This is a genomic window from Pontimicrobium sp. MEBiC06410 (genome assembly GCF_053601615.1).
The window spans coordinates 51372-66781 of record NZ_JBSHNT010000157.1; the positions used below are offsets into that span (position 1 = coordinate 51372).

Annotated in this window: 12 protein-coding genes; 1 reads left to right on the forward strand and 11 read right to left on the reverse strand. The window is 30.7% G+C overall.

The genetic code is table 11. From position 1 onward, the window contains the following. Window positions 1–60 precede the first annotated feature (60 nt). The 10 genes from ACVC08_RS12390 to ACVC08_RS12435 form a co-directional block, all read right to left on the reverse strand. Window positions 61–1050: an ABC transporter ATP-binding protein gene (locus ACVC08_RS12390; protein ID WP_452602237.1), complete on the reverse strand. Its 990-nt coding sequence runs from the start codon at window positions 1048–1050 to the stop codon at window positions 61–63. Between the two features lie 104 nt (window positions 1051–1154). Continuing rightward, a complete protein-coding gene (locus tag ACVC08_RS12395; protein ID WP_452602238.1) occupies window positions 1155–2795 on the reverse strand; it encodes an ABC transporter permease in 1641 nt (546 codons plus the stop codon). A gap of 2 nt (window positions 2796–2797) precedes the next feature. Then, a complete protein-coding gene (locus ACVC08_RS12400; protein ID WP_452602239.1) occupies window positions 2798–3853 on the reverse strand; it encodes a Fe(3+) ABC transporter substrate-binding protein in 1056 nt (351 codons plus the stop codon). Window positions 3854–3872: 19 nt separating this feature from the next. Then, window positions 3873–6317 (reverse strand): TonB-dependent receptor domain-containing protein, encoded by a 2445-nt coding sequence (locus tag ACVC08_RS12405; RefSeq protein ID WP_452602240.1) that lies wholly within the window; start codon window positions 6315–6317, stop codon window positions 3873–3875. Continuing rightward, the gene (locus ACVC08_RS12410) at window positions 6298–7662 is read right to left on the reverse strand and encodes an HTTM domain-containing protein (protein WP_452602241.1); all 1365 of its coding nucleotides are present in this window, start codon (window positions 7660–7662) and stop codon (window positions 6298–6300) included. Before ACVC08_RS12410 ends, ACVC08_RS12405 begins: the two co-directional genes overlap by 20 nt. A gap of 56 nt (window positions 7663–7718) precedes the next feature. Then, window positions 7719–9542: a thrombospondin type 3 repeat-containing protein gene (locus tag ACVC08_RS12415; RefSeq protein WP_452602242.1), complete on the reverse strand. Its 1824-nt coding sequence runs from the start codon at window positions 9540–9542 to the stop codon at window positions 7719–7721. Between the two features lie 20 nt (window positions 9543–9562). After that, window positions 9563–10663, reverse strand: coding sequence for an imelysin family protein (locus ACVC08_RS12420; protein WP_452602243.1), 1101 nt, complete (start codon window positions 10661–10663; stop codon window positions 9563–9565). 104 nt (window positions 10664–10767) lie between these two features. Then, complete coding sequence (locus tag ACVC08_RS12425; RefSeq protein WP_452602244.1) at window positions 10768–11979, reverse strand: DUF4856 domain-containing protein; 1212 nt, start codon at window positions 11977–11979, stop codon at window positions 10768–10770. Between the two features lie 174 nt (window positions 11980–12153). Further along, window positions 12154–13020: a hydroxymethylglutaryl-CoA lyase gene (locus ACVC08_RS12430; RefSeq protein WP_452602245.1), complete on the reverse strand. Its 867-nt coding sequence runs from the start codon at window positions 13018–13020 to the stop codon at window positions 12154–12156. Window positions 13021–13166: 146 nt separating this feature from the next. Continuing rightward, window positions 13167–13784 carry a LysE family translocator gene (locus ACVC08_RS12435; RefSeq protein WP_452602246.1) on the reverse strand — a complete coding sequence of 206 codons (618 nt, stop codon included), beginning with the start codon at window positions 13782–13784 and terminating at the stop codon, window positions 13167–13169. A gap of 123 nt (window positions 13785–13907) precedes the next feature. Between ACVC08_RS12435 and ACVC08_RS12440 the strand changes: the two genes are divergently transcribed. Further along, complete coding sequence (locus ACVC08_RS12440) at window positions 13908–14303, forward strand: T9SS type A sorting domain-containing protein (protein ID WP_452602247.1); 396 nt, start codon at window positions 13908–13910, stop codon at window positions 14301–14303. On the opposite strand, the gene ACVC08_RS12445 is transcribed toward ACVC08_RS12440, so the two are convergent. Further along, window positions 14289–15320 (reverse strand): quinone-dependent dihydroorotate dehydrogenase, encoded by a 1032-nt coding sequence (locus ACVC08_RS12445; protein ID WP_452598148.1) that lies wholly within the window; start codon window positions 15318–15320, stop codon window positions 14289–14291. The two genes, ACVC08_RS12440 and ACVC08_RS12445, sit on opposite strands and share 15 nt — an antisense overlap. Between the last annotated feature and the right edge of the window lie 90 nt (window positions 15321–15410).

Sequence of the window (15410 nt, forward strand, 5' to 3'; positions counted from 1 at the left end):
AAGTTAATGAAGTTTTAAAGCTTACTGTAATATGCTTATAAATAAATTATTTAAGTTTTATTATTCAAAATTTAAAAGGTTTTTTGATTTAAACCCTATTATAATATCTTTTTTTAATTTTGTTTTGGATTGAAAATGAATTAAAGTTCCATTTTCCAGTACTGCTGTATTAAAATAGTATTTACCAAGAAAAACACTTTGTTTTAGTACTACAGGTGCTATATATTTTGTTTCTTTATTTACTATAATATGTTCTAATCTTAACGCATATTGCTTGTTATTATAATTATTATAATTAAAACAAGAAAGGTCTGAACTACTTAATTTAAGTAACGGACTAAATAAGGATGCTACATAAAAGTTATTTGGTTTTTTATATAGTTTTTTTGCTGAGCCGTATTGAACAACTTCTCCTTGTTTTAACACAACTATTTTATCTGCAATTGCTATAGCATCTTTCATATCATGTGTTACAAAAATTGTAGTTGTATTGGTTTGTTTTAAAATACTATGTATCTCATCTCTTAACTGCATTTTTAATATCACATCTAGATTACTAAATGGCTCATCTAATATTAAAAGATTTGGTTTTAATGCCAATGCTCGTGCCAAGGCTACACGTTGCTGTTGCCCTCCAGAGAGTTGGTGCGGATATCTTTTTTTAAATTCCTGTAAACCTACAAGTTCTAATACGTATTGAATACGTTTTATTTTATCTTCATTTTTAGAGACTCCATATCCTATGTTTTCAAAGACTGTAAGATGAGGAAATAAAGCATAGTCTTGAAAAACCATACCTATATTTCTTTCTTCTGGTGGAATAAATACTGAGTCATTTGCAACTGTAATTCCGTTTAGTTCTATACTTCCTTTTTCTTGTATTTCTAACCCAGATATAATTCTTGTTAATGTTGTTTTACCACTTCCACTCTCTCCTACTAATGCTATAATCTCGCCTCTTTTAACAGATAAATTAATAGCATTAATAACTTTAAGTTTCCCTTTATTAAAGGACTTAAAAAGCGATGTTATGTTTAAAATGGTTTCCAATTTTATTTTACGTTATTAAATAGAACTTTTATATGGGCTATATTTATTAGTCTTTACAAAAAATATTTCCTGACTCTTTATAATGTTCTTACTTATTTATTGTTTTAATCTTCACCGTTTAAAATAAGTCTGTTCAACAAAATTACGGGTAAAATACCAGTTACTATAATGCATAATGATGGTAATGCTGCTTCCATTATAAGTTCGTCACTAGCATATTCGTATGCTTTTACTGCCAATGTATTAATATTATATGTTTTTAGTATAAGAGTTAATGGTAATTCTTTCATAGTATCTACAAATACGAGAACAAAGGCGCTAAATATACCAGATTTTAATAAGGGAAAATCTATTTTGAAAAAACTTTTAATATTTCCCTTACCTAATAGTTTTGATGCTTCTGATAGTACATTTCCAATTTTTAAATGATTTGCTTCTATTGGGTTATATGCTACTGCAAGAAACCTAATAATGTATGCATATAATAAAACAAAAATACTTCCATTTATAATAAGTCCGACATCTATATTTGCCAACTGCTTTAATGCTTTAAGCAACCACTTATCAAAAGCCAACGTAGGTATCATTACACCTATCGCAATTACAGCTCCAGGTATGGCATAACCTAATATGGCTATTCTAGAGCTCTTTTTAAGACTTTCTATTCTATTCCATTTTGGTAAATAAAGAATTAGTAATGCAAATACTACAGTTAATAAAGCGGTTAATAATGATAGCCCCAAACTTTGTAATGCTATTGTAAAAAATGATGCTGAAGCAACGGTTTTAAAGGTTAAAAAAGACCAGTAAATTAATTGTACTACTGGTAATATAAAGCCTGCAAAAATTGGAATACTAACTATAATAAAAAGTAAAGCTTTGTTTTTTTTAGATGTTTTAATTTTTGGTAATTTTATGCTACTCTTGGTTGTTAATGCATAACTTTTGTTTCTGCGTTGATAGCGTTCTAGTATAATAATAATAAAAACTATAAGTAATAAAACAGCTGATAAATAAATGGCTGTAGCGGGTTCTTCTAATGCAAACCATGTTCTAAAAATTCCAGTAGTAAATGTACTAACGCCATAATACTTGGCTGCTCCATAATCGTTTAAAACCTCCATTAGCACTAGCGTTAAACCTCCTATTATTGCTGGTCTAGCTACTGGTAATACTATTTTAAAAAAAGTAGTTCTTTCTCCTGCCCCTAAGGTTTTAGATGCTTCTATTAGTCTACCCGATTGATATAAAAAAACGGTTCTAGCACTAACATATACATAAGGAAACAAAGAGGTGCTTAATACTAATATTAACCCTAGAATATTAGTAATATTTATTTTCCACCCTGTCATTCCAAGAGGTCGTAAAATTAATTCTAGAGTTCCTCCATAATCAAAAAAACCAGCGTATGTATATGCCGTTATGTAAGAAGGTATTGCTAATGGTAATATAAGTAACCACTCTAAAGCTTTATGAAATGGCAATTTATAACGGCTTACTATCCATGCAGAAGAGACTCCAAACCATAGTGTTAAAAGTGTGCAACCTATAATTAACCATAAGGAGTTAAGTGAATACTCTAATAATACATTTTTCACAATATGATTCCATGTCTCTCCTGGACCAGAAAACAGATTAAAAAATATAGTGATTATGGGTAAAGCTATAAAAAGAACAATGGCCAATGTATAAATTGACCATTTATTAAAATCTCTTTTAAAATATGTTTTGTAACGTTCTTTCAATTTTATTTCCAGCCAGCTTCATCAAATAATATAACTGCCTTTTTATTGTTTTTTCCTAATATAGATAAGTTTAAGGCATCTTCTTTAAAAGTTCCCCAAGATTTTAGTAACTCTGAAGGCTCTACTGCTGGGTTAACTGGATATTCGTAATTTGCTTCTGCAAATACTTCTTGCGCTTCTTTGCTTGCTAAAAATTCTATAAATTTTATAGCGTTTGCTTTATTGGGTGCGTATTTTGCAACACCTGCGCCACTTATATTAATATGGGTCCCTCTGTCTTTTTGATTAGGAAAAAATAAACCAACGCCTTGTCCTGCTTTTACTTCTTCAGGGTTTTTAGAGTTTAATAGTTTACCAATATAATAGGTATTAACTATTGCCAAATCTCCTTCTCCTGCGACAACTGCTTTTACTTGATCTCTATCATTTCCTTGTGGAGATCTAGACATATTATTTACAACTTTTTCTGCCCAGTCTTTTGCTACTTCCTCTCCATTATTAGCTATAATAGATGCCATTAGTGATTGATTATATATATTATTTGATGATCTTACTAATATTTTATTTTTCCAATTACTTGATGCTAAATTCTCGTAAGTAGATAATTGTTCTGGTTTTACTCTATCTTTTGCATAAGCGATAACACGAGCTCGCTTTGTTAGGGCAAACCATTCATTATTTTCTCCTCTTAAGTTAAGCGGTATTGTTTTATTTAATAGCTCTGAATTTACTGTTTGTAACAATCCTTTATCTGTAGCACGAACTATACGTCCTGCATCTACAGTAATTAATACATCGGCAGGAGATGCTTCTCCTTCTACTATCATTTTTTGAATAAGCTCGTCTGCTTTTGCATTAACAACATTTACCTTAATTCCTGTCTGCTTTTCAAAACTTGCAAATAATTCTTGATCTGCTGGATAGTGTCTATGTGTATATACATTTACTTCTTCTTTTTTTACTTCTGTTTTATTGTCTTCTTGTGTCTCTGTTTTTTTATCGCTTTTACATGCGCTAAATAAAATGACTATTAAGAGTACTAAATAAGAGTTTTTCATGTATTATTATTTTTATTTTTTAAAATTTAAACTGTAGTGTAGCAAATACATTTCTATTTACAGATGGTATAATACCTGGCCCAGGATAACCTGTTGCTCTTCTTGTAAAATAAGATTTATCTAGAACATTATTAATTCCTGTTTCTAACTTAAATCGCTTATATGTGTAAGATAAAGAGATGTCTAAAACATCGTAAGCTGGAATTTCTCCAACAATGCTGTTTAAATCGTCTTTTGTTGCATTTGTTGCATCTGTAAATTGAGAGCTTAAATAGGTATACTGAATACTAGATAAAAGGTTTTTATATCCAAATTGAATTCCTGTCTTTATATTAACATCTGGTATAAATTCTACTTTGTTACCTGCTACAAAACCTGTACTGGTATTTTCGAAATTAGAAGAGGTGTATTCTGAAGTTACAAAAGAGGTATTTATAAAATAGTTAGCTCTAAAACCGTTATTCATTTTAAATATATTTTTAAGATTAAAATCTATTAATGATTCTACTCCTAAAATTCGAGCATCTCCTACATTTGTTCTTAATTTTCCAACGTTATTTACAGGAGGAATTTGTGCATCGATAAGTCCTATTCTATCATTATAAAACAATCCAAAAATGTTAGCATCATAAGCTATTAGGTTTTTTATATTACCTCTTACGCCTATGTCTGTAGTAAATCCTTTTTCGTCATCAATATTAGGATCTACTGCGTTTGATGGGTTAACGACATTTAAATCACTAAATGTTACTGAGCGGTAATTTTGTGAGATATTACCATAAAACTCTATTGCTTGAGAGGCTTTATAACTAGAACCTATTCCTAAAAGAATAAAGGAACGCTCGTTTTCTATGTCTTGAGATTCTGTTCCTGCATCTATAGGGTTACCTGCTCCATCAAAGTTAAAAGTTCTTCTAAACCCAACACTTTCCGTTTTTATATACTCTAATCGCAATCCTGGTGTAATAGATAATTTATCGTTTATGTAAAATATATTCTCACTAAATAATGCTACATTTAAATTAGGGTTATCGTATTCCGATTGACTTCTATAAAAGGGAAATTCGTTTATTGCAGATGAAAAATCTGGATCTGATCCTGCCGATCCTGGCCCTTGTGAATAGCCATTATCTGCTTTATAAAATTTTGCTCCTATTAAAAAAGTGGCATCTTTTTTAAAGGCTTTATATTTGGTTAGCAAACGCGTCTCGAAACCATAGTTATTAAAGTCGCTCGAAATTAAGTCTCTTGCTCCTCCTGGATCTACTGTATCTACTCTACGATTTCTATATCCTAAAGCTACACGGTTAGCATTTAAACCAAAGAAATTAAATGTAAAATTAGTAGCTTCTGAGAACTTATGTGCTAGCTTAAAATTATACAATAACCAATCTACTTGAAACCAGTTTCTTGCTCTATTACTTTGGTAAGGGTCTTCTTCAAATTGTTGGTCGTTTAAACCGCCTCCTTGTTTTGCTAAGTACCTTAAGTAGGTTACTTCTCCTGTTAGTTTGGTTTTATCATTAAATTGATATCCTATATGGGCATAAGCATTTTTAGATTCGAAATTAGAATTAGCTCTAAATCCATCTCCTTTTTTGTAATTAAAAAACGAGTAGTAGCTTAATTTATTTTTTGTTCCGCTTACACTTGTAAAGTTGGTATACAACCCATTACTTCCTACAGTATTTCTTGTAATAAATTCAAATGGCTTTACAGCATTTGGTGTTTTCATTTTAAAATTCACCAATCCTCCAAACTGTGTTCCATATTGTAAAGAGGCTGCTCCTCTAATCACTTGTATTTCTTTTAAACCTTCGGCAGCTGGTGTATAATAACTTTCTGGGTAGCCTAATACATCCGCACTAATATCGTAACCATTTTGTCTCGTGTTAAAACTTGCGGTTCTATTAGGGTCCAATCCTCTTCCTCCAATGTTAAGTTGTAATCCTGCATCATCGTTTTGGTAGATATTTAATCCAGAAACTTGGCTATACAACTGTCTTGCATTATTTGATGCCAAATTGGCCATAGATTGTTCTACTAAAACCACTTCAGTTTTTTTACCGGCGTATATGGCTGTTTCTTCTACATCTTTTAGTCGTTTTAAGCTAAATATTTTTGCTCTTCTTGAAGTTATTTGTACTTCAGAAAGGGTTTCTGCTATAGGTATTAAAGCTATATTTATTGTTTTATTTTCTGAGAGTGTAAGTGTACGTTCTTCAACTTCGTACTCATAAAAAAAATAGGCTAGTGTAATATTTTCCTTATCAGTTTCAAACTCATAATATCCTGAGGCGTTTGTTTTAGCTAATAACCCTGTATTTTTATCGTAAATTTCTGTAAATTCTATAGGAGCATTGGTCTCTGCATTGGTTACTATACCAGAAATTTTAGTTTGAGCAAAAGCTACAAAAGTGAATAATAAGCAAGTAATTGTTAGTTTAAAGTCCTTTAATCTCATCGTTAAATGGTAAAATCCAATGTTTAGGTTTAAATGATTCTTTTTCCGCGTACAAATTTACGTCTTCATTTATAAATGGCTGGCTTAATCTTCCATTTAATGTAACAAAACTTTTAACATAGACTTCTACGTTTTTATGACCTTGTGCTGTAAAGTGATCGCCTAGATAATGTGCATATTCTAATATAAAGTCAGGTTGAAAGCTCATTTGTTTTTCTTGTAATGGTCTTAAAAAGTCTGAATTATCAACATAAAAGAAAGCACCTGTTTTGCCATCTACAATTTTAAAATTAGTATAGCCCATTTTTTCCATTAGCATTACTCGCCATGAAAAACGAAAGCCTTCCTCTGTCCAAAATAATTCATTGGGGTATAGTAAATACCTAAACGGAATAGTTAATTGTAAAACAAAAAACAATGCTAACATTGGCAAAATTACTCTTTGATGTTTAATAGAGTATAATGGTAATATTTCTATTGGTTTTAATGTTGAAATCTTCAACAGTCCTTTTTTTATGTATCCTATAATTTTATGATGTAAACTTGAGTCGAAAAATATCAAAGCACTTACTATCATTATAAAGGGAAACATCCCAATTGGGAATAGTACTCTAGTAAAGACATGAAAAAATACAACAAAGAAAAAGGCGACCCCTCTTGTTTTTTTATATAATAGTAAGAACGGTATTAACAAATCATAAAACATACCCGACCAACTCATAGCATAATGAAACCAATTTTGCTGCATTAGGCTTTCTCCTATTAATGGTAAATCGTATTTAGATGGGAGCCATATTTTAAGAGGCATTGCCTTAAATAACCAATCGGAATTAATTTTTGCTAAACCTGCATAGAAATAAACAATCCCTAACAATAACTTTATACTATCTATAGTCCAATTTGGCACTTTTAAGTATTGTTTTTTCTGTTTATAAGCATCTATAGAAAAATAGCGTTCTGCAGGTAGAAATATCATTAAAAAACTGAGTAAACTTATAAAATAGTAGTGATTTAAATAAGTGGTTTTTTCCATAAGTTCTATGTAAGTAAAACTTAGAAAAAAAGCAATAATGGCTAATCTATATTTATAACCAATAGCCACAAAAAATGCAGCTATTCCACAAATAATAAATAAAATATAAGTATAATCCCCTAAAGTTTTAACCCATTCAAAACCATAGTATTTAAAATGAAACTTTGGATTAATATAAACGGTTTCTACCCAACCTTTAGCCCAATACCTGATAATACCATACAACATCATTAAACCAAAGCCTAATCGAAATACCACTAATGGTGCTATACTCGTTGTTTTATTTAAATATGTTTTTAAATTACTTTTCATATTGCATAAAAAAAAGTTGCCTTTTATAAGGCAACCTTTTTATTCTAATAAAAATATTAATTTGGTAATAATATTCCCATTCCTTTTTTAAATTGTTTAACATAAGAATTATCTACATGTATAATGTACTTACCTGCTTGTAAACTGTAAAGGTTTAAAATTTGTCCATCAAATACGTTTTGATTTATCACTAAACTTAAATCTGAAGATTTATAAACCTTTAGATTATTATATTTTTTCTTAATACTTTTCTTTCCGCTTAATTGTAATATATTATCACTCAACTCAATTGGACTAATTATTAAACCATTACCCAAAGGCACAGATATAATTCCGCTACCAATATTTAAATAAGCCATTCTACCAGCTGTATTATGAATATAGACTATTCGTGATGTAAAAGAATTATTAGATTCATTACCACCTTCATTTACCTCATTATCTTTATCTACTTTAATATGCACATAAGCAGTTCCTAATATTCCTAATAGGTTAGCAAAATGCCAATGACTAATTGCTGTATTTCTTGAAGATGAAGCATTCGAATTAATATTAAAAAACTGTTCCTCTAAAAGAAGACTTGCGTTAGATATATTATTATCTGTAGATAAATAATAGCCTACTTTGAAATTACCCGAATTTAACGCTCCTTCATTTTTAATATTTAAATTGAATTGAATTTCATCTCCAAGATAAATCTGTTCTGTAATATTTGATGTCAACGGGGTAGTAGTATTTCCTCCACCTGGAACAATTGATGTAGAACTACTTAAATTAATAACTAAATCTGCTAATCCTGGACAACCATTATTACTTGGCATACCTACTTCATCTGGACAATCATCATTATCATTGCTTACTCCATCACCATCACGATCTGAGTCACAGACATCTCCAATACCATCACCATCCATATCTTGCTGATTTGAATTGGCATTATTAGGACAATTATCACAAACATCTCCAACTGAATCTCCATCAACATTAGATTGATCTAGGTTAGCTATATTTGGACAATTATCATTTACATCAAGGATACCATCGTTATCATCATCGTCATCGCAAACATCTCCTATACCATCGTTATCACTATCATATTGATTAGTACTAGCATAATTAGGGCAGTTATCACAGACATCCCCTATATTATCCCCATCTGAATCTAATTGATTTGTGTTAGGTGTATTTGGACAATTGTCATCATCATTATCTACACCATCACCATCAATATCTACATTAATACTAAAATTGACTTCTCGATATCTATTTCCATCTGAATCAACTAAACCGTTTCCAAACTGGTAGACCCTATTATTAGTTCCGCCCGGGTATAAATGAGCAAATTCTTGTTTCACATATATATATACAGTAAATCTTAACTTTCTAAATATCTCATTTGATGGAAAATTACTAGCTCCGCCTAAAAAGAGTTCAATATCTGAAGGATGGAAAAATGAAGACATATCATAAGTAATATAATTACTGTAAACGTCACTACCTAAATTGGGGTTTGGAGTTAGGTTATCAAAATTCGCAGGTAATGTGTTTCTACCGTAGCCATTAAGATATTCTCCTGTATTAATATTAAAATTTGATGGATAACTACTATCGAACCAAGTTTTATCTCTTATTTTCTCTATATGATTTCTTGCAATTATTGGTTTGCCATCAGCTGAAGTGCCTGGGCTATCTGGAAGTTTCACATTATATCCACAATGTACATAACGTTCAAAGGTATACCCTTCATAATCAAATTGCTGGTTATTGTTAGGTATGCTAATTCCTGCAGAATTTAAGTTCCCACACTCTTGAGTAGAAACTTGTGAATAACTCTGGGTAAAAATTAATACGGTAAAAATTAATAGGATGTTTTTTTTCATTTTAAGTTATTTATTTATCATTAATCGCCGTCTGTATCTTCTTCTGACGGATTATAGCTAATATTTAATGCAGAAAGCATATCTGATTTAAAAGAAGATACTAGTAACTGTATAGCATCATAAGCCTCAGTCATTTTAGTATTATCAGTTTCTACTTGGTTTTTAAAATTAGTATTTAATGCTTGTACTTTCAATCTTGATGCATCTAAACGTGTATTAATTATTTCTATCAAATCGCTTCTATTTAAAGAATTTAAATATGTTTTAAGACTCTCTCCTTCACTATTACTTGTATATGCTTTACCATTAAAAAAATCTTGTATAGCGTTTAAAGCTGATAATGCTAATGCTTTAGAATTATCTTCTTTATAAAGTGCTTCTACTAAATTTGGTTTAGGGGTTGTAGAAAACACACCAGCTGGAAGGCCTATTTTTTGAGTTCTGAATCGTTTTTCGTAATAGAAAATGTAAGCATTTACTAATTTATTAACAGAACCAGTTACAGAATTCTCTGTGTTTGCTATATATTCATCTCTATGACCAGAAGTCCAATCAATTACAATTACTGCTGTTAATGTTTGCATTTGGTCTACTAAATCCGAAAGATAAGTTCTATAACTGGTATTAGTATACATATTTAATATAGCTGTATCATCGTTAGCTAAACCATACAACATATAATCAACAGCAGGAAAACCTACAGCATCATTATTAATCGGGTTTGTTAAATCATAATTTCCATTAGAAATATTACTTTCAATATTTGCAGTGTCAGTTGGAAAAACATTCATATTATTTCTAAAAAATAATTCTTCTGCTTTTCCAATTTCAAACATTTCTACTGATTGATAGGTTTTATATGCATTAAACCAATCTGTTCTTAACGTTTCTAAAGTTGTTGAATTTGGAGATGCAATAAACGCATCTTTTGAATTGACTAACGTATTTAAATCTGAATTTAAATTTTGATAAGCAGGAATAATAATATTATCTGCAATATTGGTTAACATTGCGCCTCTATTAAAATTATCGTTTGTTCCGCCTCCAGAACCAGAGTCATCAGATTTTGAACAAGCTACTACAATTAAAGTGATTACTATTACTCCAATTATTTTCTTCATATTCTTACTAGTTTAAGTTTCTTTTTAAGTTTGCAAAAATAGGAAAATAGTAGTAACTATGTTGCTACTACTATTTCCCAGAATATATCTTATTATTTATATAATTAACTTCCTGCTTGCGCTGTAGTAAAGCTAAATTCTACCGAAATAGTATCAGACATTGTATCTAACATTGCTGGTGTAACATCCCAGAATCCATTACCGGCCATCAATGTAGAAATAAATCCATCGACCTCTGCTTTTGTAAAGTATGGTACATTTGTTCCTGGCTTTCTTGTAAATTGTAAACTGTATACAAATCCAAATCCTTCTGATAAATCATGAAATGCAGAAGCTTTATCTGTTGCTAAATTGTTCTTCCCTTGTTGTAAATAGTATACTGCTCTTACTCCAATTATTTGAGATATTTTTTCTCTAATAATTTGCGCTTGTGCATCACGAACTTCGTAGTTTTTAGCAACAATTGCAGCACGACCTAACTTAAAGGCATTGTAAATATCCATTGCTATGCCTGAAAAATCAGCATCTCCCTCAACTCTAGATACATATTTATTTAAAAAACTATCTGCTCCTAAAACTGGTACAGCAGGGTTAGCCTCATTACCGTATAAGTAACCATAAGCTTCATCCCATTTGTGTTCCATAGTTGTATAGTTTTTATCTCCATCTAATGTACCGGCATCATTATTTGCTCTGTTATCTCCTGCATCTAAAACTGCTGTACCTAAATAGTTATTTAACATTTGGTCTACCATTAAAGCACCTATTAATCCTTTAGCAAATGCTTGATTGTTTTCTAAGCCTTTTGCATTTATATAACGTGTAGATCCGCCACCTGCTTCTTGTAATTGTCCTGCAACACCTGCAGATGCAGTTGTACCCCAATTAGGATACACATTATTTACTTGGTTTTCTATATAAGCATCAAAATCTGTCTTTATTGCATTAGCATCTGTTGTATTTGCAGAGAAATAGTCTGCCGATGCAGCTGTTTTACTACGTACACTTTTTCCTGAAGCATTTAAATCTGCATCACTAAAATCATTAGCGCCTTCAACATGTGCAAACATAGCATCTAATTGTGCTTCTGTTTTTGATGTATTCTTTAATGCAGAAACAATTTCTTCTGCCATTTGTATTCTTGTTGTTTGACCTCCAAAACTTACTGTAGTGTTACCATTTCTAGTAAACACATAAGTATCTGGTGCCGTTACTGTGTTTGTTGGTGGTGGTGTTACAGTTCCATCGTCATCATTACTACAAGAGGTTATACCTAATGTTGCTAATGCTGCTAATCCTAATACAAATTTCTTCATTTTTCAGTTTGTTTTTACTCAGTTTTTATTTAGACTGGATATAAATAGATTTAATTTCGACAGCAAAAATACTATTGAAAAATAGTTTATGCAACTTTATTTAGACTAAATTTAAATAAAAAAAATAAAAAACTGATTTTCAAAAGATTACAATATAAATTAAATTTCAAAGTTTTAATGATATGCATTAAAAATCTTAGACGCTTCATTATAAGCACTTTCAAAAGCCATAGCTGCTAAATCATTAGATTTCTTGGTAGTTAAGTAAGACAGTACTTTTTCGGTTGGCATATTGCCTGTTAATTCATCTTTTGCCATTGGGCATCCACCAAAACCTTGTATGGCGCCATCAAAACGACGACAACCTGCTTTATAAGCCGCGTCAATTTTTTCAAACCAACTGGATGGTGTAGTATGTAGGTGTGCTCCAAATTCTATGTCCTTATATTGTGGAATTAAATTTGAAAATAAGTAGTCTATGTTTTCGGGGTTAGAGCTTCCTATAGTATCGCTTAAGGATAGTATTTTTACACCCATTTTGCTTAAACGTTCTGTCCACTCTCCTACTATATCTACATTCCATGGATCTCCATAGGGATTGCCAAAGCCCATAGAAATATATACCACAACTTCTTTATTAGTTCGATCTGCTATATTTAAAATTTGCTCTAATGTTACTACAGATTGTGCTATTGTTTTATGCGTATTACGCATCTGGAAATTTTCAGATATTGAAAACGGATATCCTAAATAGTGAATTTCTGGATGCAGAGATGCTGCTTCTGCTCCTCTTGTATTAGCTACAATTGCTAGTAGTTTGCTTATAGTATTACTTAAGTCTAATTGCGCTAAAACTTCAGCTGTATCTACCATTTGCGGAATCGCTTTTGGAGATACAAAGCTTCCAAAGTCTACAGTATCGAAACCTACTCTTAAAATAGATTGAATATACTGTACTTTTTGTTCTGTTGGAATAAATGCTTTTATTCCTTGCATAGCGTCACGTGGACACTCGATTACTTTTACTTTAGTACTATTCATTTCAATTTCAAAGATAAAAAAGATTAGTAGTTACGAAAGTATTATTCATTACAGATTTATGGTAAAATTATTTTTACTTAGATTATAAATGATAACTACAACTCTGTAAACGTTTATTTGTTAGGAATATAATACTTTAACATGCTTTATATTAATATTAAAATAGCAATACCTATAAACACAACTATCTGTGGCCATTTTAATATAACGCCTACATTTGCATTTTGCTTCAAGTAATCTGAAATAAATCCAGCAAGTATGGCTATCCCTGAAAAAATAACAAACGAAGTAGCCATAAACAACAACCCCAGCACATAAAATTGAGTGACTGTACTTTGTGTGTCGCTATATAAAAACCCAGGAAAAAAGGCTAAAAAGAAAATAGAGACTTTTGGGTTTAATACATTCATTATAGCTCCTTGCTTAAACAATTGCCATAAGCCTTTTTTAGGTACATTAGTATTAGATAAAGTTACTCTGGAATCGCTTTTAAAAACTTTATAGGCTAAATACAATAGATACAATGCGCCTAACAATTTGATAGTAAAGAATAGGGTTTCGTTAGCCTTTATAATTGCTGATACTCCAAAGGCAACAAGTGTAGTATGTAATAGGCAACCAGATATTAACCCGCAAACAGTTGCTAAACCATAAGCTTTACCATTGGTTAAACTCAGCATCAATACATAAATATTATCTGGCCCTGGAGAAAAAGCTAAAGCGGAAGTCGCTAAAATAAAGGAGAAGATTAAATCGTAATTCACAAACTAAACTTTAAGATGGTTTTTACATTTTATTAAAAGTAAACTATTCGTGAAAATTAACATGTTATTATTAGTGTTTTTTGAATCTAAATTGTAATTTTAAAAACCAATTACCTCTAATCTATGAAAAAAACGCCTTGTTATCTTATTATACTTCTATTAATGTCTTATGGTATATGGGCACAAGATTCTGATATATCTAATGTTTCTTACACTAGTCACAACTACGATATGTCTACTAAAAATAATTCAAACTCTTTAAAGTTTAAGGCACAAGAAGTCGATTTTAAAATAGCTCCAAATCCTTCAAAAGGACCTATTACTATTAGCGGTAACTCTGTAAAGCATTTAAAAAATGTTAAAATTTATAACATTCTAGGTAGTTTAGTTAAAACGGTTTTACTAGATGGTAATAGAGCTACAGTAAAAATTAACTTGTCGCTAAATAAAGGCATTTACCTCGTAAAACTAAATACTAAAAATGGAGAAACTACTACTCAAAAATTAATTATTGAGTAACGCCTTATTTATAGATTTTATTAATGAAGGGCCTTCGTAAATAAATCCTGTATAAATTTGAACTAAATCTGCACCCGCTTCTATTTTATCTAAAGCATCTTTAGCAGAATGTATGCCTCCTACTCCTATAATAGGAAATGCTTTATTACTTTTATCGGCTAAGTATTTAATAACACGTGTCGATTTATCTTTTACTGGTTGTCCGCTTAAACCACCGTTTCCTATTTCTTTTAAACGGGCATCGCTAGCTTTTAAGCCTGTTCTATCGGTAGAAGTATTACTAGCAATTACACCATCTAAATTAGTTTCAGAAATTAATTCAATAATTTCATCTAACTGGATGTTATTTAAATCTGGAGCTATTTTTAAAAGTATTGGTTTTTGGGTCTCAAATGTAGTATTTGCCTTTTGCACAGCACCAATAAGCTCTAATAAATAGTCTTTATCATTTAATTTAGCATGGCTACCTACATTTGGGCAACTTACATTTAGCACAAAATAATCTACGTAAGGGTGTAATACATTAAAACACTCTAAATAGTCCTTGGTATAATCTTCTGGTTTTGTTTGAGTGTTTTTACCAATATTTCCTCCTATAATAAGTCTCCCTTTATTTTGTTTTAATTGCTTAACTGCTGCTTCTAGACCTTCATTATTAAAGCCCATTCGGTTAATAATCCCTTTATCGTCTTGAAGTCTAAACAAACGCTTTTTAGGGTTTCCTGCTTGCCCCTTTGGTGTAACAGTTCCTATTTCTATAAAACCAAAACCAAAGTTTGCTAATTCGTTATATAATACTGCATTTTTATCGAATCCGGCAGCTAGCCCTACAGGGTTTTTAAAAGTTAACCCAAATAATTTACGTTCTAAGCGTTTATCGTTAACCACATATAAACTTCTAAATAAAGCTGGTACTCCTGGTAATTTAGAAGTCGTTTTTATTAAGGAAAATGTGAAGTGATGGATCTTTTCAGGATCAAAAAGAAAAAATAATGGTCGTAATAATGCTTTATACATTGAATTATGTTTGCGCAAAAGTACTTCTAAATAAAAAATTGAGCAATTCTAAAAGACAAAAAAGTTATAAATTGTAACTTTATACCCATA